Source organism: Geodermatophilus sp. SYSU D01036 (assembly GCF_054050435.1).
The window spans coordinates 34603-55798 of record NZ_JBJGZJ010000027.1 but is presented as its reverse complement, the minus strand read 5'-3'; the positions used below and the strand labels follow the sequence as shown (position 1 = coordinate 55798).

At 75.9% G+C, this 21196-nt stretch carries 23 protein-coding genes; 4 read left to right on the top strand and 19 right to left on the bottom strand.

The window, feature by feature from the left end; translation table 11 throughout:
- Window positions 1–203 precede the first annotated feature (203 nt).
- From ACI8AR_RS20400 to hrcA, 15 genes are all read right to left on the bottom strand, one after another.
- Window positions 204–1718 carry an FHA domain-containing protein gene (locus tag ACI8AR_RS20400; RefSeq protein ID WP_457052618.1) on the bottom strand — a complete coding sequence of 505 codons (1515 nt, stop codon included), beginning with the start codon at window positions 1716–1718 and terminating at the stop codon, window positions 204–206.
- Window positions 1718–2152, bottom strand: a complete 435-nt coding sequence (locus ACI8AR_RS20395; RefSeq protein ID WP_457052617.1) for a hypothetical protein — start codon at window positions 2150–2152, stop codon at window positions 1718–1720. The genes ACI8AR_RS20400 and ACI8AR_RS20395 overlap by 1 nt, the downstream gene beginning before the upstream one ends.
- Window positions 2153–2209: 57 nt before the next feature.
- The gene (locus ACI8AR_RS20390) at window positions 2210–3766 is read right to left on the bottom strand and encodes a hypothetical protein (protein WP_457052616.1); all 1557 of its coding nucleotides are present in this window, start codon (window positions 3764–3766) and stop codon (window positions 2210–2212) included.
- A gap of 161 nt (window positions 3767–3927) precedes the next feature.
- Window positions 3928–4710, bottom strand: a complete 783-nt coding sequence (locus tag ACI8AR_RS20385; protein WP_457052615.1) for an isoprenyl transferase — start codon at window positions 4708–4710, stop codon at window positions 3928–3930.
- Window positions 4700–5491 (bottom strand): DNA repair protein RecO, encoded by a 792-nt coding sequence (recO, locus tag ACI8AR_RS20380; protein ID WP_456928418.1) that lies wholly within the window; start codon window positions 5489–5491, stop codon window positions 4700–4702. Before recO ends, ACI8AR_RS20385 begins: the two co-directional genes overlap by 11 nt.
- Window positions 5491–6405, bottom strand: a complete 915-nt coding sequence (era, locus tag ACI8AR_RS20375; RefSeq protein ID WP_457052614.1) for a GTPase Era — start codon at window positions 6403–6405, stop codon at window positions 5491–5493. Before era ends, recO begins: the two co-directional genes overlap by 1 nt.
- Before the next feature lie 130 nt (window positions 6406–6535).
- A complete protein-coding gene (locus ACI8AR_RS20370; RefSeq protein ID WP_457052613.1) occupies window positions 6536–6886 on the bottom strand; it encodes a cytidine deaminase in 351 nt (116 codons plus the stop codon).
- 1 nt (window position 6887) lies between these two features.
- Window positions 6888–8219, bottom strand: coding sequence for a hemolysin family protein (locus ACI8AR_RS20365; protein ID WP_457052612.1), 1332 nt, complete (start codon window positions 8217–8219; stop codon window positions 6888–6890).
- A 4-nt stretch (window positions 8220–8223) separates the two neighbouring features.
- Window positions 8224–8727, bottom strand: a complete 504-nt coding sequence (gene ybeY / locus ACI8AR_RS20360; RefSeq protein ID WP_093580955.1) for an rRNA maturation RNase YbeY — start codon at window positions 8725–8727, stop codon at window positions 8224–8226.
- 5 nt (window positions 8728–8732) lie between these two features.
- Window positions 8733–9866, bottom strand: a complete 1134-nt coding sequence (locus tag ACI8AR_RS20355) for a PhoH family protein (protein ID WP_456938600.1) — start codon at window positions 9864–9866, stop codon at window positions 8733–8735.
- A gap of 89 nt (window positions 9867–9955) precedes the next feature.
- Entirely contained in the window at window positions 9956–10783 is an 828-nt protein-coding gene (locus ACI8AR_RS20350; protein ID WP_457052611.1) for an enoyl-CoA hydratase/isomerase family protein, read from the bottom strand.
- Window positions 10784–10814: 31 nt separating this feature from the next.
- Window positions 10815–11174 carry a histidine triad nucleotide-binding protein gene (locus ACI8AR_RS20345; protein WP_457052610.1) on the bottom strand — a complete coding sequence of 120 codons (360 nt, stop codon included), beginning with the start codon at window positions 11172–11174 and terminating at the stop codon, window positions 10815–10817.
- 23 nt (window positions 11175–11197) lie between these two features.
- The gene (locus ACI8AR_RS20340; RefSeq protein ID WP_457052609.1) at window positions 11198–11965 is read right to left on the bottom strand and encodes a 16S rRNA (uracil(1498)-N(3))-methyltransferase; all 768 of its coding nucleotides are present in this window, start codon (window positions 11963–11965) and stop codon (window positions 11198–11200) included.
- On the bottom strand, window positions 11962–13095 hold the full coding sequence (dnaJ, locus tag ACI8AR_RS20335) for a molecular chaperone DnaJ (RefSeq protein WP_457052608.1): 1134 nt from the start codon (window positions 13093–13095) through the stop codon (window positions 11962–11964). The genes ACI8AR_RS20340 and dnaJ overlap by 4 nt, the downstream gene beginning before the upstream one ends.
- Window positions 13096–13109: 14 nt before the next feature.
- The gene (hrcA, locus tag ACI8AR_RS20330; protein ID WP_456928409.1) at window positions 13110–14129 is read right to left on the bottom strand and encodes a heat-inducible transcriptional repressor HrcA; all 1020 of its coding nucleotides are present in this window, start codon (window positions 14127–14129) and stop codon (window positions 13110–13112) included.
- A gap of 172 nt (window positions 14130–14301) precedes the next feature.
- Here hrcA and ACI8AR_RS20325 point away from each other — a divergent pair, with 172 nt between their 5' ends.
- Together ACI8AR_RS20325 and ACI8AR_RS20320 are read left to right on the top strand one after the other, a co-directional pair.
- Complete coding sequence (locus ACI8AR_RS20325; RefSeq protein ID WP_457052607.1) at window positions 14302–14703, top strand: type II toxin-antitoxin system VapB family antitoxin; 402 nt, start codon at window positions 14302–14304, stop codon at window positions 14701–14703.
- Window positions 14703–15170, top strand: coding sequence for an N-acetyltransferase family protein (locus ACI8AR_RS20320; protein ID WP_457052606.1), 468 nt, complete (start codon window positions 14703–14705; stop codon window positions 15168–15170). Before ACI8AR_RS20325 ends, ACI8AR_RS20320 begins: the two co-directional genes overlap by 1 nt.
- 93 nt (window positions 15171–15263) lie before the next feature.
- Here ACI8AR_RS20320 and ACI8AR_RS20315 read toward each other — a convergent pair whose 3' ends face one another.
- From ACI8AR_RS20315 to hemW, 3 genes are all read right to left on the bottom strand, one after another.
- Window positions 15264–15869 (bottom strand): response regulator, encoded by a 606-nt coding sequence (locus tag ACI8AR_RS20315; protein ID WP_457052605.1) that lies wholly within the window; start codon window positions 15867–15869, stop codon window positions 15264–15266.
- Window positions 15866–16981, bottom strand: coding sequence for a sensor histidine kinase (locus tag ACI8AR_RS20310; protein WP_457052604.1), 1116 nt, complete (start codon window positions 16979–16981; stop codon window positions 15866–15868). The genes ACI8AR_RS20315 and ACI8AR_RS20310 overlap by 4 nt, the downstream gene beginning before the upstream one ends.
- Window positions 16982–17052: 71 nt before the next feature.
- Window positions 17053–18276 carry a radical SAM family heme chaperone HemW gene (gene hemW / locus ACI8AR_RS20305; protein WP_457052603.1) on the bottom strand — a complete coding sequence of 408 codons (1224 nt, stop codon included), beginning with the start codon at window positions 18274–18276 and terminating at the stop codon, window positions 17053–17055.
- 48 nt (window positions 18277–18324) lie between these two features.
- Between hemW and ACI8AR_RS20300 the strand changes: the two genes are divergently transcribed.
- Both ACI8AR_RS20300 and ACI8AR_RS20295 read left to right on the top strand, forming a co-directional pair.
- Entirely contained in the window at window positions 18325–19107 is a 783-nt protein-coding gene (locus tag ACI8AR_RS20300) for an enoyl-CoA hydratase-related protein (protein ID WP_457052602.1), read from the top strand.
- 32 nt (window positions 19108–19139) lie between these two features.
- Complete coding sequence (locus ACI8AR_RS20295; protein ID WP_457052601.1) at window positions 19140–19295, top strand: hypothetical protein; 156 nt, start codon at window positions 19140–19142, stop codon at window positions 19293–19295.
- Window positions 19296–19450: 155 nt separating this feature from the next.
- On the opposite strand, the gene selB is transcribed toward ACI8AR_RS20295, so the two are convergent.
- Window positions 19451–21196 carry a selenocysteine-specific translation elongation factor gene (gene selB / locus ACI8AR_RS20290; protein ID WP_457052600.1) on the bottom strand — a complete coding sequence of 582 codons (1746 nt, stop codon included), beginning with the start codon at window positions 21194–21196 and terminating at the stop codon, window positions 19451–19453.

Below are 21196 nucleotides of genomic sequence, written 5' to 3'. Positions count from 1 at the left end.
ATAGCCGGTACCCACCCCGCGGGCGGGCGGAGCCCGGGCCGCGGGAGGTGGCACCTCGGGCGCCCCCACGGCCCCCCCCCCCCCCTGCGGCCAGAGCACGAGCGTCGGCAGGACCACCCGCGGCCCGGGGAACCGGCCGGGAACGCGACGGCGCCCGCCTCCCCGGGTGGGGAGACGGGCGCCGGAGTGGAGCGGGGTGCGGGTCAGTACCCGCCGTGCTGCGACTCGAAGGCGAACTGGCGACCGCCCATGCGGACCGCCGTGCCCGGGGTCAGCCGGATCGGCTGGTGCGGCACCAGCGAGGACCAGCCCGGGGCGCCGCGCGGGGCGACGAGCGTGCCGTTGGCCGAGCCGACGTCGAGCAGCAGCACGTCCCAGCCCTCGAGCCGGATCTCGGCGTGGTGCCGGCTGACGCCGCCGGTCTGGTCGAGGACCAGCAGCGGCCGCACCTGCCCGGAGACGACGCGCTCGTCGGTCTCCGGCTCGCGGCCGAGCAGGTAGTCCATGTCCAGGCTGACCGTGGCGCCGTCGTCGAAGACGAGCAGGCCCAGGGGCGGGCGCACGCCCTCGACCACCACCGCCGTCTGCTGCGTCGTGCGGATGCCGCACAGCGCGCAGAACCCGGCCCGCGGGTCGTTGAGGTGGCCGTTCTTGCAGAGGATGCCCTTGACCGTGGGCCGCTCGTCCTCCGGCTCCGCGGCCGCGGGCGCCGGCTCCTGGCCCGGGGTCGGCAGCGGCTGCCGCGCCGGTTCCGCCTCGGCGGCGGCGCCGAACAGCAGCGCGGACCGCTCCGGCGCCGGCAGCTCCACCGGCGGCGGCGCGACCGGAGCCGGGTCGGCGGCGGGTGCCGGGGCCGCGTGCGCGTGCCCGGCGTGCGCGTGCCCGGCCTGCTCGTACCCGGCGTGCGCGTGCCCGGCGTGCTCGTACCCGGCGTGGTCGTGCCCGGCCGGGCCCCCCGCGGGCGCGGCGGGCACCGGGCGGGCCGGCGGCTTCGCCGTGGACAGCGGCACCCGGGCGTGCGGTGCCGGCAGCCGGACCTGCATGGTGCCCGACGGCACCGGAGCGGCGGCCGACGGCGCGGGGGCCGGCGAGAGGACCGCGGCCGCGCCGGGGACCGCACCGGCCTCGAGGTCGGCGAGAGGGTGCGGCGCGGCGTCGGCCGGCGAGCCGGCCGACAGGTGCAGCGGGGCCGGCGGCCAGGTGACGGAGCGGTCGAGCACGAGGGTGCCGTTGTCCAGCTTCTCCCCCTGGGCCGGCGTGAGCCGCAGCCCCAGGTCGGGCACCTCGGCGCTGCCGCCGCCGACGAGCACGAGCGTCAGCCCGTCCTCGGTGGCGGCGGCGACCGCGAACGACGGCGGCTCGGTCACCGTGCCGAGCCAGGCGCGCAGGTCCTCGTGCAGCCGGCGGCCCGGGGCGCGGGAGCCGGCCGCGGACACCCGGCGGCACAGCGTGACCAGCTCGCCGACCAGCGCGTCGCCGGCCGGGGCGGCCGCGGGCGCGGGCGGGACCGGGGCGGAGCCCCACCCGACCAGCGCCGGCCGGGCCGCCGGGGCGGCGGGGCCGGACGGCTGCGTGGGGACCCCGACGACCAGCAGCACCCCGGGCATCCGGACGACGAGGTCGGGGCCGGGGGCGACCCGGACGGCGACCTGGTCGAAGGGCGGCACGGTGGCCGGCGCGCCGGTCGTCCCGGTGAGCGGAGGCGTGGGGGCCGACATCAGATGAGCCTCCCGCCGTTGATCCGCCAGTGGATGAACGGCACGCGCATCGGGCCGTTGGCGACCAGCCACACGATCAGCCAGGTGCTGACGAAGTGGATGGCGAAGGCCGGGCCGGGCAGCGAGTCGATCCACGGGATCGCACCGCCGGCGAAGAGGAACCACACGAGCAGGCCCTCGGGGATGCCGGTGAGCAGGCCGAACAGCGTCGGCCAGTCCTTCTCCCACCGGAACTGCTGGATGCCGTGGTAGACGAGCTCCCAGAGCACGCCGAGCACCAGCACGACCAGCAGCACGGAGAAGGTGGCGCCGTAGGAGGCGCCGAGCGAGGCCCCGGTCGGGAGCACCGGGGTGATGATCAGGGTCCAGATCGAACCGACCACGGCCAGCAGGAAGATCCTGGTCTGGATGCGGCCGTTCAGGGTGGGCAGCACGGTGTCGTCTCTCTCGGTCGTCGCGGGCGTCGGTCGTCGAGTCGGGGGGCGGATCGGTCAGATCTGCTTGTTGCGGACCCACTTCCACCACTGGCTGGTCGACCGGCCCGGCCCCAGCTTCTGCGCGAACCCCTGCTGGATGAGGTCGTCGGCGATCTCCTGCGCGGCGATCTGCAGGCCGAAGAAGGTGTCGACGCCGGGGAACGGGCCGCCGAGGGTGGCGCTGCCGGAGGCGTAGACCTTGCCGCCGTTCTGCGTCCCGGTGACCTCGAAGTTCCGCTGGACGTCGAGCCGGCCCACCGGGTTGCGGGTGGCGTTGGAGTGGTCGAGCAGGTCGGCCAGGACGCGGTGCTCGCGGATGTCGGCCTCGAGGCCGGTGCAGTCGATGACGGCGTCGAAGGTGCCGGTGTGCGGGCCCTGGTCCGGGGTGCTGACGGTGACCTCGACGAGGTCACCGACCGGCTTCATCTCCTCGATCCTGCCGATCATCACGCGGTACCAGCCCTCGGTCCGGCCGCGCTTGAGCTGCTCCTTCCAGTCCCGGCGGACGGGGGTGTTGGTGCCGCCCATCTCGTCGTAGAGCCGCTTGCGCTCGGCGCCCTCGCTCTTGCGGACCTGCTGCTTGAGCTGCCCGCCCCACACCGACTTCGGGTAGTTGAAGCCCTGGTAGGCCCAGCCGTCGGCGCCCTTGCGGCGCTTGAGGATGCCGGTGCCGTGCGGCTTGTCCACGTAGGTGCGGAACAGGTGGACGATCTGGGTCTGCAGGCCGAGCCGGTCGCGGTCGTCGATCAGCCGCTGCAGGACCCGCGAGGCCACGATGCCGCCGCCGCGGATGAGCACGGTGCCCGGGCGCTGGTGCAGCCGCTCGTAGACCTGCTCGTGCCGCTCGTAGGCGTTCACGACCCTGCCGTAGTCGTTGTACTCGTTGCGGTAGCGCTGCAGGTCGGGCAGGAACTTCAGGCCCGGGTAGCCGACGGCCACGTGCACCCAGGTGCTGCGGTACGCGATCCGCCGGGTCGGGGTGGCGCCCTCGGGCGGGGTCAGGATCGTGAAGTACCCGCCGCCCACGCGGCGCCGGACCATGCGGACCTGGCCGTTGACGACCATCTCCGGATACCGGATCCGGTACATCTCCTTCTCCATCGACTCGAACGCGTGCCCCGCCTTCGGTGTGTAGTAGTTCGCGAAGATGGGCTCGACCAGCACGTTCCAGGCCTGCTTGAGGTTGCCCTGCAGGGCCTCGCGGATGGCGTAGCTCGGGAAGCCCCAGATGTTGTCGGGGCAGGACGACGAGTCCGACCGCAGCCGCTCGCCGCGCGGGATCTGCGAGACCGTCGTCAGGTACTCGTAGCTCTCCCACGGGGTCTTCAGCGGGGTGAGCACGCGCATGGCGCTCGTCGGGACACCGCAGATCCGCAGGTAGTCGACCGTCACGAACGAGCCGATGCCGCCACCGAAGGTGACGAACGGGACGTCGACGACGGGGATGCCGGCGTCGGCCAGCATCTGGTCGGTCCAGAAGTCACTGGCGATCAGCTGGTCGTTCAGGTCACCGGGCTGCGGTGGCGCCGCCGGGGTCCGGGCGTGCTGGGACGCGATCGTGCTCTCGCTCACGGTGGGGGTCTTCCGTCCTCTGTCGGGGGAGCCGCCACTGTCAGGTCACGCGCACGCACTGTCAACGGATTCCGGCGCGGCAGCGGGAACCGCCCCCCGGGCTGCGCGGACGCCCGCGGAGCGGCCCGGACGGTCCCGGCCGCGGACCCGCGGACGGGCCCCTACGCCTTGCCGAAGCGGCGCTGGCGGGAGGCGTACTCCTCGCACGCGGCCCACAGGTGCCGGCGGTCGAAGTCGGGCCAGAGGGTGTCGAGGAAGACGAACTCGGCGTAGGCCGACTGCCACAGCAGGAAGTTGCTCGTCCGGTTCTCCCCGGAGCTGCGCACGAACAGGTCGACGTCGGGCATGTCCGGCTCGTCGAGGAACCGCGCGACGGTGTCCTCGTCGACCTTGCCCGGGTCCAGCCGGCCCGCGGCGACCTCCCGGGCGATGGCCGCGGCGGCGTCGGCGATCTCGGCGCGGCCGCCGTAGTTCACGCACATGGTGAGCGTGAGGACGTCGTTGTCCCGGGTGAGCTCCTCGGCGACCTCGAGCTCCCTGATGACGCTGCGCCACAGCCGTGGGCGACGGCCGGCCCAGCGCACCCGGACGCCGAGGTCGTGCATCTCGTCGCGGCGGCGGCGGATGACGTCGCGGTTGAAGCCCATGAGGAAGCGGACCTCCTCGGGGCTGCGCCGCCAGTTCTCGGTGGAGAACGCGTAGGCGCTGATCGCCTTCACGCCGAGCTCGATGGCGCCCTCGACGCAGTCGAACAGCGAGGACTCCCCCGCCTCGTGGCCGGCCGTCCGGGGCAGGCCGCGCTCCTTGGCCCAGCGGCCGTTGCCGTCCATGACGATCGCGACGTGCCGGGGCACCTTGTCGGCGGGGAGCTCGGGCGGTCGGACCCCCGTGGGGTGCGGGTTCGGGGTCTTCACCTGCCGCGGCGCCGGGACCTCACGCCTCACTCAGCAGGCTCACTTCCCGGCGCGGGGCCGACGGGTCCGAGCGGTCCACCAGCGGCAGCGAGCGCAGCCCGCGCTCGAGGTGCCACTGCAGCAGCGCGGCCACCAGCCCGCTGCCCTCGCGGCGCTGCGGCTGCTCGCTGGACTCGGCGGTCGCCCAGTCGCCGGACAGCAGCGCCTCCAGGTGGCCGATGGTGACCGGGTTGGGCATGGCCGAGCCGGTCGGGCGGCAGCCGGGGCAGACGGTGCCGCCGGCCGGGACGGAGAAGTGCCGGTGCGGCCCCTCGAGGCCGCAACGGGCGCAGTCGCCGAGCGCGGGCTCCCAGCCGGCCACCGACATCGCGCGCAGCAGGAAGGCGTCGAGCACCAACCCGGCCGGGTGGGTCTGCTCGGCCAGCGCCCGCAGCGCGCCGACGACGAGCAGGAACAGCCGCAGCGAGGGCTCCTTCTCCTCCGCGGTCAGCCGGTCGGCGGTCTCGAGTACCGCGGTGCCGGCGGTGTAGGCGCGGTAGTCCGCGGCGATGACCGAGCCGTAGGAGCGGATGGACTCCGCCTGGCTGACGATGTCGAGGTTCCGGCCGGTGTAGAACTGCACGTCCACGTGGCTGAACGGCTCGAGCCGCGCGCCGAACTTGCTCTTGGTGCGGCGCACGCCCTTGGCCACCGCGCGCACCTTGCCGTGCCGGCGGGTGAGGACCGTGACGATCCGGTCGGCCTCCCCCAGCTTCTGGGTGCGCAGGACGATCCCCTCGTCGCGGTACAGCGACTTCGGCGTGGTGCTCATCAGTACCCGAGCCGGTTCAGCTTCTTCGGGTCGTCCTGCCACTCGCCGAGCACGGTGACGTGCAGGTCCAGGTGGACCCGGGCGCCGAGCAGCTGCTCGAGCCCGGCGCGGGCCTCGGTGCCGATCGCCTTGATGACCGACCCGCCCTTGCCCAGCAGCATCGGCTTCTGGCTGGGGCGCTCGCAGTGCAGCAGCGCGTGCACCTCGACCAGCTCCGCGCCCTCCCGCTTGGGATCGGGCCGGCGGTTGAGCTCCTCGACGGTGACCGCGAGGGAGTGCGGCACCTCCTGGAACACCTTCTCCAGCGCCGCCTCGCGGATGAGCTCGGCGATCTGCCGGTCGGTGTCCTCGTCGGTGGTCTGCGCCTCGGGGTACAGCGGCGGCCCCTCGGGCAGCAGGCCGACCAGCAGGTCCTCCAGCAGCTCCACCTGGTCGCCCGCGACCGCGCTCACCGGCACGACCTCGGCGGCCTCGACGAGCTGGCTGGCGGCCACCAGCTGCTCGGCGACCTGCTTCCTGCTCGCGGCGTCGGTCTTGGTGACGACGACGACCACCGGGGCCGTGACCTCCTTCAGCTGGCGGGCGATGAACCGGTCACCGGCGCCCACCGGCTGGTCGGCCGGGACGCAGAACACCACGACGTCGACCTCGGACAGCGTGTCCCGGACGACGTCGTTGAGCCGGCGGCCGAGCAGGCTCTTGGGCTTGTGCAGGCCCGGGGTGTCGACGAGCACGAGCTGCCCACCCGGCCGGTGCACGACGCCGCGGATGGCGTGCCGGGTGGTCTGCGGCCGGTTGCTGACGATGCCGACCTTCTCGCCGACCAGCGCGTTGGTCAGCGTGGTCTTGCCCGCGTTCGGCCGGCCCACCAGGCAGGCGAAGCCGCTGCGGTACGGCTGGTCCGGCGTGCTCACCGGCCCAGTCTCCCACTGCGTGATGACATCGTCGGCCCACCGGCCGACACCGCGGCCACGTGCCGTCCCCCACAGGCGGGAGCCCCCACGACCGCTCCTCGCGGAGGCCTCCGGCCCCCACTCGTCGCGGTCACGAGGTGGCGCGCAGCAACCCGTCGGGGCCGGCGAGGAACACGGGCGCGGACGCGGTCAGGTCGTGCACGGCGGCCAGGCCCTCCTGCTCGACGGCGTCGGCGTCGGACACGATCGCCGCCGCCTCCAGGCCCTCGACACCGCTGGACACCGCCGCGGCGACCGCCGCCTGCAGCGCGGACAGCCGCAGCGAGGGCAGCGCGACGCTGGCGGCGACGTAGGTGCGCCCGTCGGTGTCGCGGACCGCGGCCCCCTCCGGCGCGCCGGTGCGGCCGCGGGCGGAGCGGGCGAGGGTGACGAGCTTGGCGTCCTCGGGCTGCAGGTCGGGCACGAGGGACGAGCTTTCCACGTCAGCTCTCGGCGGCGGCCGGGACCTCCGCCCGGGGGGCCCCGGACTGGTGCTCGGGGTCCGCGTCGGGCACCCGGCACACCAGGATCGTGTCGATCCGGTTGCGCCGCCCGCCGGTGCTCTCGGCGACCAGCCGCAGGCCCGCGACCTCCGCCGACGAGCCCTCGATCGGCACCAGCCCGAGCTCGCGGGCGAGGAGGCCGCCGACGGTCTCGACGTCGTCGTCGCGGGGCAGCTCGACGTCGAACAGCTCGGCGAGGTCCTCGACCGGCAGCCGGGCGGTGATCCGCACCGACCCGTCGTCGAGGTGCTCGACCGGCGGCCGCTGGACGGCGTCGTGCTCGTCGGCGATCTCGCCGACGATCTCCTCGAGGATGTCCTCGATGGTGACCAGGCCGGCGAAGCCGCCGTACTCGTCGACGACGATCGCGATGTGGATGCGGCGGGCCTGCATGTCGCGCAGCAGCTCGTCGACCGGCTTGGACTCCGGCACGAACGCCGGCGGGCGCATGAGCTCCTCGACCTTCGGGCCGCGGGCCTCGCCGAGGTTCTGCGACCGGCGCACCAGGTCCTTGAGGTAGACGACGCCGACGACGTCGTCGACGTTCTCCCCGATCACCGGGATGCGGCTGAAGCCGCTGCGCAGCGCCAGGGCCAGCGCCTGCCGGACGGTCTTGGTGCGCTCGATCCACACGACGTCGGTGCGCGGCACCATGACCTCGCGGGCGATGGTGTCGCCGAGCTCGAACACCGAGTGGATCATGTTCCGCTCGCCGGACTCGACCACGCCGCGCTCCTCGGCGAGGTCGACCAGCTCGCGCAGCTCGACCTCGGTGGAGAACGGGCCGTCGCGGTAGCCGCGGCCGGGGGTGATCGCGTTGCCGATCAGGATCAGCAGCGTCGCGACCGGGCCGAGCACCCGGCCCAGCAGCCGCACCACCCCGGCGGTGGCCAGCGCGACCGGGTAGGCGTGCTGGCGGCCCAGCGTCCGCGGCCCGACGCCGACCAGCACGTAGCTGACCACGGTCATCACGCCGGCCGCGACGAGCACCGCCTGCCAGCCCATGCCCAGCACGCGGACCAGGACGACGGCGACCAGCACCGCGGCGACCATCTCGCAGACGATCCGCAGCAGCAGGAGCAGCGCCACCAGCCGGGCGCGCTCGTCGAGGACCCGCTCGAGGGTGGCCGCCCGCCGGACGCCGTCGCGGCGCAGCTCCTCGACCCGCGCCTTGGACACCCGCTGCAGGGCGGCGTCCATGGCGCCGAACAGGCCGGCCAGCGGCACCAGGCAGATCGCGACGACCAGCAGCGTGACCGCACCGGCGCTCATCGCGTCACCGCGTCCCGGGACCCCGTTCGGCCGGCTCACCGGTGACCGGCTGCCGCGGCGCCGAGCGCCACCCCTCCAGCAGGCGGGTCTGCAGGCCGAACATCTCCCGCTCCTCCTCGGGCTCCATGTGGTCGTAGCCGAGCAGGTGCAGCACGCCGTGGGTGGCCAGCAGCAGCAGCTCGTCGTCCATGGAGTGGCCGGCGGCCCGGGCCTGCCGGACGGCGACCGAGGGGCAGAGCACGACGTCGCCGAGCAGCGCCGGGCCGGGCTCGGGGTCGTCGGGGCGGGCGGTGTCGAGCTCGTCCATGGGGAAGGCCAGGACGTCGGTCGGGCCCTTCTCCCCCATCCAGCGCTCGTGCAGCACGGACATGTAGTCCGGGTCGACGCACAGCACCGACAGCTCGGCCATCGGGTTGACGCCCATCTCGGCGAGGACGTACCGGCAGATGCCGGTCAGCTCCGCCTCGTCGACGGCGATCTCGGACTCGTTGGCGACCTCGACGGGCACGGCGCTCAGCTCCCCTGCCGGCGCGTCGGCCGCGCGGGCCGGGCCGGGCCCGCGGGACGGCCGGCACCCTGCTGGTGGGCGGCGTCCCACCGCTCGTAGGCGTCGACGATGTCGCCGACCAGCCGGTGACGGACGACGTCGGAGCTGGTCAGGTTGGCGAAGTGCACGTCCTCGATGCCGTCGAGGATCTCCCGCACCACCTTGAGGCCGCTCTGCGCGCCGCCGGGCAGGTCGACCTGCGTGACGTCACCGGTGACGACGATCTTCGAGCCGAAGCCGAGCCGGGTGAGGAACATCTTCATCTGCTCGGCGGTCGTGTTCTGCGCCTCGTCGAGGATCACGAACGCGTCGTTGAGCGTGCGGCCGCGCATGTAGGCCAGCGGCGCGACCTCGATCGTGCCCGACTGCATGAGCCGCGGGATCGACTCGGGGTCGACCATGTCGTGCAGCGCGTCGTACAGCGGGCGCAGGTACGGGTCGATCTTCTCGCTGAGCGTGCCGGGCAGGTAGCCCAGCCGCTCGCCGGCCTCGACCGCGGGGCGGGTGAGGATGATCCGGTTGACCTGCTTGGTCTGCAGCGCCTGCACGGCCTTCGCCATCGCCAGGTAGGTCTTGCCGGTGCCGGCGGGGCCGATGCCGAAGACGACGGTGTGCGCGTCGATCGCGTCGACGTAGCGCTTCTGGTTCAGCGTCTTGGGCCGGATCGTGCGGCCGCGTCGGCTGATGATGTCGAGGCTGAGGACGTCGGCCGGGCGCTCGGAGCCGCCGCTGCGCAGCATGCCGATGACCCGGCGCACCGAGTCCGGGCGCAGCGCCTGGCCGGTGCCGAGCAGCGCGATGAGCTCGTCGAACACGCGGACGGCGAAGGCGTTGTCGGCCGGCTGCCCGGTCACGGCGATCTCGTTGCCGCGGACGTGCACGTCGGCGTCGACCTCGGACTCGACCAGCCGGAGCAGCTCGTCACCGGAGCCGAGCAGGGCGACCATGGAGACGGAGTCCGGGACGGTGATGGTGGCGCGGACCGCGGCGGGGGCGGCGCTGGCGAGGGTGCTGGCGCTGTCCGCGGCGACGGCCTGCGCGGAGGCCTCGCGGGACGTGGGCGCGCCCGGCACGGGGACGTTCGGGGAGGTGTCGGGCAAGAACCCTCGACCCTGCCTTCCTGGCACGGGGAACTAGACGGTTCGACTCTACCCGCGCCCCGCCACCGGGAACCGCGCTCGCGCGCAGGTCACCGCCCCGAGTAGGTGGCCCTCCCCGGCCCGTCCGCCAGGAAGGAGGCGACGGCGCCGCGCAGGTCGTCGGTGGCGAACAGCGCCCCGGAGACCTGCGGGGTGATCTCGTCGGCGGCCCGCGCGCCGTGCCGCACCGCCGTGGTCACGAGGCGCTTGGTGGCCGCGTGCGCGATCGTCGGGCCGGCGGCGACCCGGCGCGCGTAGTCGCGGGCGGCCTCGGCGAAGCCGTCGTCGGGCAGCACCCGGTTGACCACGTCCCACCGCTCCAGCACCGCGGCCGGGTAGCGCTCGCCGGTGAAGACCAGCTCCTTGGCCCGCGCCGGGCCGGCCCGCTCGGCCAGCCGCTGCGGCCCGCCCATCGACGGGGTCAGCCCGACGACGATCTCCACCAGCCCGAACGACGCGCGCTCGGCGGCGAGCAACACGTCGCAGGCCAGCGCCAGCTCGAAGGCCGCGGTGAGGGTCAGCCCGTGCGCGGCGAACACCGTGGGGACGGGCAGGTCCTCCAGCGTCTGCGCGATGCGCAGCAGCCGGGCCCACAGCGCCGCGCCGCGCTGCGCCGGCTCGGGCCCCTCGGCGATGTCCCGGAAGGCGTGCACGTCGACGCCGCCGGAGACGACCTTCCCGCGGGCCTCGAGCAGCACCGCGCGGGCGCGGTCGGGCCGGCCGGGCTCGGTGAGGGTCACCAGCTCGGCGACGACCCGCTCGAACGCGGCGAACACCGACTCGTCGAAGAGGTTGAGCGGGGGCGCGTCCAGCACGACGACGGCGACGTCGCCGTCCCGCTCGATCCGGACGGGGGCGGCGCTGCCGGCGTCGGTCATGCCGGCCACCCTGCCAGGCGGCCCGCCCGGCTCAGCCCGGGGGCCAGCGGAGGTCGCGGCCGCCGAGGACGTGCAGGTGCAGGTGGTGGACGGTCTGCCCGGCCTGCGGGCCGGTGTTGACCACCAGGCGGTAGCCGGGCTCGGTGCCGTCCTCGCTGGCCAGCCCCTCCTGGATCGCCACCGCGTGCGCGGCGGCCACCACGTCGGCGAGCAGCTGCGGGTCGGCGCCGACGAGCAGCCCCGCCGTCGCGTGGTGCTGCTTGGGGATGACCAGCACGTGCGTGGGCGCCTGCGGGTTGACGTCCCGGAAGCCCAGCGTGCGGTCGGTCTCGTGCACGACGTCGGCGGGGATCTCCCCGGCGACGATCCGGCAGAAGAGGCAGTCGGTCACCCCGCCGACCTTATGGCCGGGCGTCAGGCCCAGCGGGTCCGGACCGACAGGGCGGCCAGCGCCGCGGCGCCGGCGGTGGAGGTCCGCAGCACCTCGGGGCCGAGCCGCACCGGCTGGGCGCCGGCCGCGCGCAGGGCCACGACCTCGCCGTCGGTGAGCCCGCCCTCCGGGCCGACGACGACGGCGACCGTGCCGCTGGCGGGGATCTCGACCCCGGCGAGGGGACGGCGGGCCTGCTCGTGCAGCACCAGCGCGAGGTCGACGTCGGCGAGCTCCCCGCACACCTGGCGGGTGGTCATGAGGTCGCCGATCTCGGGGACCCGCGGCCGCCGCGACTGCTTGGCCGCCGCCCGCGCCGCGGCACGCCACTTGGCCAGGCCCTTCTCGACGCGGTCGTCGCGCCAGCGGGTGACGCAGCGCGCGGCCGCCCACGGGACCACCCGGTCGACGCCGAGCTCGGTGGCCAGCTCCACGGCCAGCGGGCCGCGGTCGCCCTTGGGCAGCGCCTGGACCAGCACGAACTCCGGGTCGGGCGGCGGCACCTCGTGGCGGGCGGTGACCTGCACGCGCAGCCCGGCCGCGCCGGCGTCGAGCACGGTGCCCTCGACGACGGCGCCGCGGCCGTCGCCGACCCGCACCGCCTCGCCGGTGGTCAGCCGCAGGACGTCGACGGCGTGCCGGCCCTCGGCCCCGCCGACGAGCACCTCGCCGTCGTCGGGCAGCTCGTCGAGCAGGAACAGCGGGGAGCCGTCGAGGGCCGGCCGGGCGTCGCCGGGGGCCGGGACGCTCACTTGAACGAGTTCCGGACCCGGGAGAACAGGCCGCCGTGCGTGTCCGACGGGCCGGGGCGGTCCTCGCCGCGCAGCACCGCCAGCTCGCGCAGCAGCTTCTCCTGCTCGGCGTCGAGGCGGGTCGGCGTCTGGACGTCGACGTGCACGTGCAGGTTGCCCCGGCCGGTGGCCCGCAGCCGCGGCGCGCCCTGGCCGCGGAGGGTGAGCACGGTGCCCGCCTGGGTGCCGGGGCGGACGTCGACGTCGGTGTCCTCGCCGTCGAGCAGGGTCAGCGGCAGCGTGGTGCCCAGCGCCGCGGCCGTCATCGGCAGCGCCACGTGGCAGTGCAGGTCCTCGCCGTCGCGGGTGAACACCGGGTGCGGGCGCTCGCGGATCTCCACGTACAGGTCGCCGGCGGGGCCGCCGCCGGGGCCGACCTCGCCGCGGCCGGTGAGCCGGATCCGCATGCCGTCCTCGACGCCGGCGGGCACCTTGACCTGGATGTCCTGCCGGGAGCGGACCCGGCCCTCGCTGCCGCACTCGGGGCAGGGGTCGGGGATGACCTGGCCGGTGCCGGCGCAGGTCGGGCACGGCCGGCTGGAGACGACCTGGCCGAGGAACGAGCGCTGGACGCTCTGCACCTCGCCGCGGCCCGAGCAGGTGACGCAGGTGGTCGGGTGGGTGCCCGGCGCGGTGCCGGCGCCGGCGCAGGTGCCGCACAGCACCGCGGTGTCGACGGTGATCGTCTCGGTGGTGCCGAAGACCGTCTGCTCGAGGTCGAGCTCCAGCGCGATCAGGGCGTCGTCGCCGGCGCGGACACGGCTGCGCGGCCCGCGCGTGCCCATCCCGCCGCCGAAGAAGGCGTCCATGATGTCGCCGAGCCCGCCGAAGCCGGCCCCGCCGAACGGCGAGCCCGCGCCGGCGGCGGCGCCGCTGTCGAACGGGTCGCCGCCGAGGTCGACGATGCGCCGCTTGTCCGGGTCGGTCAGCGCCTGGTAGGCCCGGCTGACCTCCTGGAAGCGCTCCTTGGCCTCGGGGTCGGGGTTGACGTCGGGGTGCAGGTCCCGCGCCAGCCGCCGGTATGCCTTCTTGATGTCGGCGTCGGAGGCGCCCCGGGAGAGCCCGAGGACGCCGTAGTAGTCGGTTGCCATGGGGGGTCGAGACCTCAGCTCCCGGCCAGCAGCTGGCCGACGTAACGGGCCACGGCTCGCACCGCGGCCATGTTGCCTGGGTAGTCCATGCGGGTCGGGCCGACGATGCCGAGTCCGCCCAGCGCCCGGTCACCGGTGCCGTACCCCACCGAGACGACCGACGCACCGGCCAGCGCCTCGTGGGCGTTCTCCTCGCCGATGCGCACGAGCACCGCGCCGCTGCTGTCGACCTCGCTGATCAGCTTGAGGACGACGACCTGCTCCTCCAGCGCCTCCAGCAGCGGGCGCAGGCTGCCGGGGTCGAGCGCGACGCGGGCCAGGTTCGCCGTCCCGCCGATGACCAGGCGGTCCTCCCCCGGCTCGACCAGGGTCTCGATCAGCGCGGCGCTGACCGCGGCGACCAGCGCCCGCAGGTGCTCCGGCGCCGTCTCCACGAGGTCGGGGACCTTGCTGCCGGCGTCGGCGAGCCGGGCGCCGGTGAACGCGGCGTTGAGCGTGGCGCGCAGGTCGGCGACGTCGTCGCGGCTGACGTCGACCGGGCAGTCGACCACCCGCTGCTCGACGCGGCCGGTGTCGGTGATGAGCACCAGCAGCAGCCGCGAGCCGGTCAGCTGCACCACCTCGAGGTGGCGCACCGCGCTGCGGGACAGGGTCGGGTACTGGACGACGGCGACCTGGTGGGTCAGCTGGGCGAGCAGGCGCACCGTGCGGCCGAGGACGTCGTGCAGGTCGACCGCGCCGTCGAGGAACCGCTCGATCGCGCGGCGCTCGGCGGGCGACAGCGGCTTGACCGCCGACAGCCGGTCGACGAACAGCCGGTAGCCCTTGTCGGTGGGCACCCGCCCGGCGCTCGTGTGCGGCTGGGTGATGTAGCCCTGCTCCTCGAGGACGGCCATGTCGTTGCGGATGGTCGCCGGCGAGACCCCGAGGTCGTGCCGCTCGGCCAGGGCCTTGCTGCCCACGGGGTCGTTGGTGGAGACGAAGTCCTGCACGATGGCCCGCAGGACCTGCAGGCGCCGTTCGTCGTGCGCCACGGTGACACCTCCCCGAACCGGTCGACGTCGCCGTGCGGGGAGCCCGGGGGACTCCGGCCCGCCCCCGCCGGGGGTCCGGCGGGGCTGGCACTCGCACGGACCGAGTGCCAATCCAGCATACGACCAGGGAGCCGTTCCGTCGCGGACGTGACGGGGTCCACCACCCCGGTGGGTGCCCGGCACCGCGGGCGGCGGGCCGATAGGCTCGGACGCGTCGGTGCCGGTACGGGGCAGGTCTTGGACGGAGGTCGGGTCCCTGATCTTCAAAGCGGTGCGGAGCGGGCGCCCCTATCCCGAGCACGGGTTGTCCACCAGGGACTGGGCGATGATCCCGCCCCGCCAGATCCGGCTCGACACCCTCGTCACCACCAAGCGCGAACTGGCGCTGGACACCCTGCTCGCCGACGACTCGACCTTCTACGGCGACCTCTTCCCGCACGCCGTCCACTGGCACGGCGACCTCTACCTCGAGGACGGCCTGCACCGCGCGCTGCGGGCGGCCCTGCAGCAGCGCTCGGTCATCCACGTCCGGGTGCTCGACCTCGACGCGCTGATGCCCGCCAACCTGGCCTGATGGACCCGGCCCGGCTCGACGGCGGGGTGCTGCTGCGGGAGGCGACCGCCGGGGACCTGCCCGCGGTGGTCGCGCTGCTGGCCGACGACCCGCTCGGTGCCACCCGGGAGTCGGCCGACCCGGCCGCCTACGAGCGGGCGTTTGCCGCCGTCGCCGCCGACCCCGCGCACCTGCTGGTCGTGGCCGAGGACGCCGGGGCGGTCGTCGGCACCCTGCAGCTGTCGTTCCTGCCCGGGCTGTCCCGCGGCGGCGCCCTCCGCGCACAGGTGGAGGGCGTGCGGGTGGCCGCGGCCGCCCGCGGGCGGGGGCTCGGCGAGGCGATGCTGCGGTGGTGCGCCGCGGAGTCCCGCCGCCGCGGCGCGGCGCTGCTGCAGCTCACCACCGACGCCCGCCGCCCCGAGGCGCACCGCTTCTACGAGCGGCTGGGCTTCGTCCCCTCGCACGTGGGGATGAAGCTCGCGCTCTAGTCGGTCTCGGCTCGCTCGTCTCAGGCGGCCCTCTCGCAGGGGCCCGCCCCGAGCGGAGCGAGGGGTGGGGGGGTGGGGGGCGAGGGGGTCCTTCTAGAGCCAGCCCTTGTCGGCGGCGACGCGGGCGGCCTCCACCCGCGTGCGGGCGCCGGTCTTGCCGATCGCCGAGGACAGGTAGTTGCGCACCGTGCCCTCGGACAGGAACAGCCGCCGGGCGATGTCGGCGACGGTGGCGCCGTCGGCGGCCTCGCGCAGCACGTCGGCCTCGCGGGCGGACAGCGGCGTCGCGCCGATCGCCAGCGCGGCGGCGGCCAGCTCCCGGTCGATCACCCGCTCCCCCGCGACGACGGCGCGGATGGAGCGGGCGAGCTCGGCGACCGGCGCGTCCTTCACCAGGAAGCCCGCCGCGCCCACCTCCATGGCGCGGCGCAGGAACCCCGGCCGGCCGAAGGTGGTGAGGACGACGGCGCGGACCGCGGGCAGCTCGGCGGCCAGCTCGCGGGCGGCCTCCAGCCCGTCCCGCCCGGGCATCTCGATGTCGAGCAGCGCGACGTCGGGGGCGTGCTCCCGGGCGGCGGCCAGCACCTCGTCGCCCCGGCCCACCTCGGCGACGACGGTGATGTCGGGCTCGAGCTCCAGCAGCGCCCGCAACGCGCCGCGGACCATCGACTGGTCCTCGGCCACCAGCACCCGGATCACCGGGCCACCGCCGCCGCGGGGGCCGGCAGCAGCGGCAGCACCGCGCGCAGCTCGTAGCCGCCGTCGCGGCCGGCGCCGCCGGTGAGCCGGCCGCCCAGCGCGCCCACCCGCTCGGACAGGCCGGTGAGCCCGGAGCCGGGCGCGGTGTCGTCGGCGGGGCCGCGGCCGTCGTCGGTGACGGTGAGCACCGCGTCGGTGCCGTCGTCGGCGAGGGTGACGGTGACCGTCCGGGCGCCGCTGTGCCGCAGCACGTTCGTCGTCGCCTCGCGGACCACCCAGCCCAGGGCGGCGTCGACCGGCCCGGGCAGCACGGGCACCCGGTCCGGCAGGCGGGCGGCGATCCCGGCGCCGGACAGCGCCGCGCGCGCCTCGGCCAGCGCCTGCGCGCAGCTGACCTGGCGGTAGCCGCTGACCGCGTCGCGGACCTCGGCCAGCGCGCGGCGGGCGGCGGCCTCGACGTCCGCCATCTCGGTGCGGGCCCGCGCCGGGTCCACCTCGGCCAGCCGCCCGGCGAGCTCGCTCTTGAGCGCGATGAGCGACAGGCTGTGGCCGAGCAGGTCGTGCAGGTCGCGGGCGAAGCGCAGCCGCTCCTCGGCGACGGCGTTGCGGGCCAGCTCCTCGCGGGCCGCGGCCAGCTCGGTGTTGACCTCGACCAGGTGGCGGGTGCCGCGCATCGCGAACGCCGTGAGCACGCACATCACTGGGAGGATGAACAGGCTCCCGAGCTGGCCGTCGGCCGCGACCACCCCGGCGCACACCGCGGCGGCGGCGAGCACCGCCGGCCACACCCAGCGCTGCGGCAGCGCCGCGGCCGAGGCCGCCGAGACGTAGATCAGCAGGCCCGCCCACGACGGCCCCAGCCAGACGGCGAGGCCGGCGCCGAGCGCCGCGACCACCGCCAGCCGGCCCAGCCGTCCCCCCGGGTCGCAGCGGGTGAACGACCGGCGGAACACGTCGAGGTAGACGGCGGTGAAGACCAGCAGCGCGGCGCCGGCGACCACCCGGACCGCCGTCGGCCGGTCGGTGGTCAGCAGGTCGGCGAGGGGGAAGACCTGGAACAGCAGCCAGGGCAGGGACCAGCCGATCTGCCGCCACCGGGAGGGGACGTCCACGGCGCCCGACCGTAGACCCGCCGATCCCGGTACCGGACCTGCCGGACGTCGTCGGCCCGGGCTGACATCCGTCAGTCGGTGAGGTCCCGCACGACGGCGTCGGCGAGCAGGCGGCCGCGGTCGGTGAGCACCGCCCGGCCCCCGGCGTGCGCGGCGGGCTCCAGCAGCCCGCGGGCGACGGCGTCGGCGGCGCGGGCCCGTCCGGCGTCGGACAGCGCGGTCAGCGGCAGGCCGTCGCGCAGCCGCAGGCCGAGCATGACCGTCTCCAGCGCGCGGTCGGCGGGCTCGAGCACCTCGCGGTCGGCCGCCGGGCTCTCCCCCGCCGCCAGCCGCTGCGCGTACGCCGCCGGGTGCTTGACGTTCCACCAGCGCACGCCGCCGACGTGGCTGTGCGCGCCCGGGCCGGTCCCCCACCAGTTCGCGTTGGCCCAGTACAGCTCGTTGTGCCGGCAGCGGGCGGCGTCCCCGCGCGACCAGTTGCTGACCTCGTACCAGTCGAACCCGGCGCCGCGCAGCACGGTGTCGGCCTGCACGTAGCGGTCGGCGAGGACGTCGTCGTCGGGCATCGGCAGCTCGCCGCGGGCGATCCGGCGGGCCAGCCGGGTGCCGTCCTCGACGATGAGCGCGTAGGCGCTGACGTGGTCGACCGGCGCGGCGAGGACGGCGTCGAGCGAGGCGGCCCAGTCGGCGTCGGTCTCGCCGGGCGTGCCGTAGATGAGGTCCAGGTTGACGTGCTCGAAGCCGGCCGCGACCGCCTCCCGCGCCGCCTGCGCCGCGCGCCCGGGCGTGTGCCGCCGGTCGAGGACCGCGAGCACGTGCTCGGCGGCGGACTGCATCCCGAGGCTCAGCCGGGTGAAGCCGGCCGCGCGGAGCGTCGCCAGCGACCGCGGGGTCACCGACTCGGGGTTGGCCTCGGTGGTCACCTCGACGTCGCCGGCGACGGGGAACAGCTCGCGGACGGCGGCCAGCACGGCGGCGAGGTCCTCGGCGGGCAGCAGGGTGGGGGTGCCGCCGCCGACGAAGACGGTGGCGACCGTCGGCAGGTCCGGGCCCAGCACCCGCGCGGCGCGGTGCAGCTCGGCGATCGCGGTGCCCGCGTACTCGGCGCGGTTGGCGCCGGGGCCGAGCTCGTCGGAGGTGTAGGTGTTGAAGTCGCAGTAGCCGCAGCGGGTGGCGCAGAACGGCACGTGCACGTAGAGCCCGAACGGCGTCGTCGTCAGGTGCTCGCGGGCACCGGCCGGCAGGTCGTCGTCCGCGGGCGGACGCGCCGGCAGCAGCGGCAGGGTGGTGGTCATCTGCTCCCAGTGTGCCGCGCCCCCGCCACCCCGGGGCAGGATGCCGGGGTGAGCTCTGCGCCCGTGGACGAGGACCGGCTGCTGCAGGTGACCGTCGCGGGGGGCGTGGCCCGGCTGGTGCTGGACTCCCCCGCCAACCGCAACGCGCTGTCCCGGGCGCTGCGCGCGCAGCTGCGCGAGGCCCTCGACGCCGCCCTCGCCGACGACGCGGTGCGCGTGGTCGTGCTCGACCACACCGGCCGGGTGTTCTGCTCGGGGATGGACCTGTCCGAGGCCGCCGGGGCCGGCGCCGGCGACCAGGGCGTGCGCGAGCTCCCCGACCTGCTGCGGACGATCTGGACCGCGCCCAAGCCGGTGGTGGCCGCGGTCCGCGGGCCGGCGCGGGCGGGCGGGGTCGGCCTGGCCGCGGCCTGCGACGTCGTGGTGGCCGCGTCCTCGGCGACGTTCGGGATGTCGGAGGTGCGACTCGGTCTGGTGCCCGCGGTGATCTCGGCGGTCGTGCTGCCGCGGATGCTGCCGCACGCCGCGCACCGGCTCATGCTCACCGGCGAGGTGTTCGACGCCGCCACCGCCGCGGCCGGCGGGCTGGTGGACCTGGTCGCGCCCGACGACGAGGTCGACGCCGCCGTCGACCTGCAGGTGCTGGCGCTGGCCGCCGGGTCGCCGTGGGCGCTGGCGGAGACCAAGCGGCTGCTGCGGGCCGGCGGGCTGCGCGGCTCGTTCGACGACCTGCTCGACCTCTCCGCCCGCGCCTTCGCCGGCGAGGAGGGCCAGGAGGGCATCGCCGCGTTCCGGGAGAAGCGCCCGGCGCGCTGGGTCCCCTCGCTCTAGCGGACCCGGCTCCCCCGCGGGACCCTGCGGACGTGACCGCCCCCGAGGACCCGCGCGAGCGCTTCCGCACCCTGCCCGAGCCGGTCGACCCGCAGGACACCGTGGAGACCGTCGACGCCTCCTCCGCGCAACCGGTGGTGACGGAGAGCGGCGAGCGCGACGCGCTGCTCCGCCAGGCCGGGGGCTGACCTCTTCCCTCGGCGCGGTCGTGTTCTGCCCCGCCCGTGGGGGCAGAGCACGAGCGCCGGCATCCGAGGTCTCCTGCCGGGAGTCGTGCTCTGCACACACCTGTGTGCAGAGCACGAGCGGCGACGGAACGGACCCACCGAGGTGGCGCGCCGGGTCAGCGGAGCCGGCGTGAGGCGTCGGGCAGCCGCTCGGTGACCCCGCGCGCGTCGAGCCACTCCATGAGCGGCACGGCCACCCGCCGGGTCGTCCCCCACGCCGAGCGCGCCTGGCTGAGCGTGAACGGCTGCGGCACCGCGGCCAGCCGCGCGCGGGCGGCCTCCTCCACGCCCGGTGCCAGGTAGACGCCGTCGGCGATGCGCACCAGTTGCCCGTCGCGCACCGCGGCCGCCAGCTCGCGCGGTCCGAGCCGGGCGGCGCGCAGCTCGTCGGCGTCCGGGGCGGCGAACGGATCGGCGGCCAGCCGCGCCCGGATCGCGTCGACCGCCCGCTGCACGGCCGGTGGCAGCCCGGCGGCGGCCACGACCACCCGGCCCTCGCGCAGCGCCAGCGGCGGCCGCACGACCAGGGCCACCAGGTCGTCGTCGGGGAGGTCCAGCTCCCGGCGGACGACGGCGACCGGCGGCCCCGGCTCCAGCGGGTGCGCCTGCCGGTGCGCGGCCACCAGCCCCGGGACCCGGCGGGCCAGCTCGCCGACCAGCCCGGGCGCGAGCAGCCACGGCCCGGCGCGGACGGCGTCGTCCGGCACCGGCCAGCCCATCGCGGTAAAGTCGTCGGCGCGCACCACCCGGCGGCGGGCGAGGTCGGCGGCCGCCCCGGCCGGCCCGGGCTGCTGGCGGCCGAGCTCGCCGGCCCGCTGCCGGGCCGCACCGCGGCGGCGCAGCTCGGGCGGGGCGACGTCGCGGACGTCGGCGCCGAGCACCCGCCGGGCGCCCGGGTCGCGCAGCAGCACCCGGTCCCCGACCCGCAGCGGCAGCGGGGCGGCCAGCCGCAGCCGCACCGCCCGCCCGTCCAGCGGGCGCAGCCGCACCGGCACCGCCGCCGAGCCGACGTGCAGCACCGCCTCGGCCGGCAGCCGGCCCTCGGGTGCGCGGGCCAGGACGACGTCGGCCTCCGCGGTGGACCGGAACGCGCCGGGGGTGAGCAGCGCGTCGCCGCGGGCGAGGTCCTCGACGGCGACCCCGCGCAGGTTCAGCGCCACCCGCGCGGTCGCGGTCGCCCGGTCCACCGGACGGCCCAGCGACTGCACGCCGCGCACGCCGACCTCGCGGTCGCCGAGCCGCAGCCGGTCGCCGGGCGCCACGGTGCCCGCGGCCAGGGTGCCGGTGACGACGGTGCCCGCGCCGCGGATGGGGAACGCGCGGTCGATCCAGAGCCGCACCGGCGCGCCGGCGTCCGGCGCGGGCAGCTCCGCCAGCAGCGCCTCGAGAGCGGCGGTCAGCTCGGGGACGCCCCGGCCGGTCGGCGCGCTCACCGCCACGCCGGGGACGGCGCCCATCGACGTCGCGGCCAGCCGCTCGGTCGCGTCGGCGAGCACGGGCGCGGGGTCGGCGAGGTCGGCCTTGGTGACGGCGAGCAGCGCGTGCCGCACGCCGAGCGCGTCGAGGACGGCGACGTGCTCGGCGGTCTGCGGCGACCAGCCGTCGTCGGCGGCGACCACGACCAGCGCGGCCGGCACCGACCCGACGCCGGCGAGCATGTTGCCGACGAACCGCTCGTGCCCGGGCACGTCGACGACGGCCAGCACCCGGCCCGAGGGCAGCGTCGTCCAGGCGAACCCGAGGTCGATGGTCAGGCCGCGGCGGCGCTCCTCCTCCCACCGGTCGGGCTCCATGCCGGTGAGCGCGCGGACCAGCGTCGACTTGCCGTGGTCGACGTGCCCGGCGGTCGCGATCACGTCCAT

Bases quoted from the DNA above. Each gene is read 5' to 3' on its own strand.
- ACI8AR_RS20400 (WP_457052618.1), bottom strand. From the start codon at position 1,718: ATGTCGGCCCCCACGCCTCCGCTCACCGGGACGACCGGCGCGCCGGCC.
- recO (WP_456928418.1), bottom strand. From the start codon at position 5,491: ATGAGCACCACGCCGAAGTCGCTGTACCGCGACGAGGGGATCGTCCTG.
- ACI8AR_RS20365 (WP_457052612.1), bottom strand. From the start codon at position 8,219: ATGAGCGCCGGTGCGGTCACGCTGCTGGTCGTCGCGATCTGCCTGGTG.
- ACI8AR_RS20350 (WP_457052611.1), bottom strand. From the start codon at position 10,783: ATGACCGACGCCGGCAGCGCCGCCCCCGTCCGGATCGAGCGGGACGGC.
- dnaJ (WP_457052608.1), bottom strand. From the start codon at position 13,095: ATGGCAACCGACTACTACGGCGTCCTCGGGCTCTCCCGGGGCGCCTCC.
- ACI8AR_RS20320 (WP_457052606.1), top strand. From the start codon at position 14,703: ATGGACCCGGCCCGGCTCGACGGCGGGGTGCTGCTGCGGGAGGCGACC.
- hemW (WP_457052603.1), bottom strand. From the start codon at position 18,276: ATGACCACCACCCTGCCGCTGCTGCCGGCGCGTCCGCCCGCGGACGAC.
- selB (WP_457052600.1), bottom strand. From the start codon at position 21,196: ATGGACGTGATCGCGACCGCCGGGCACGTCGACCACGGCAAGTCGACG.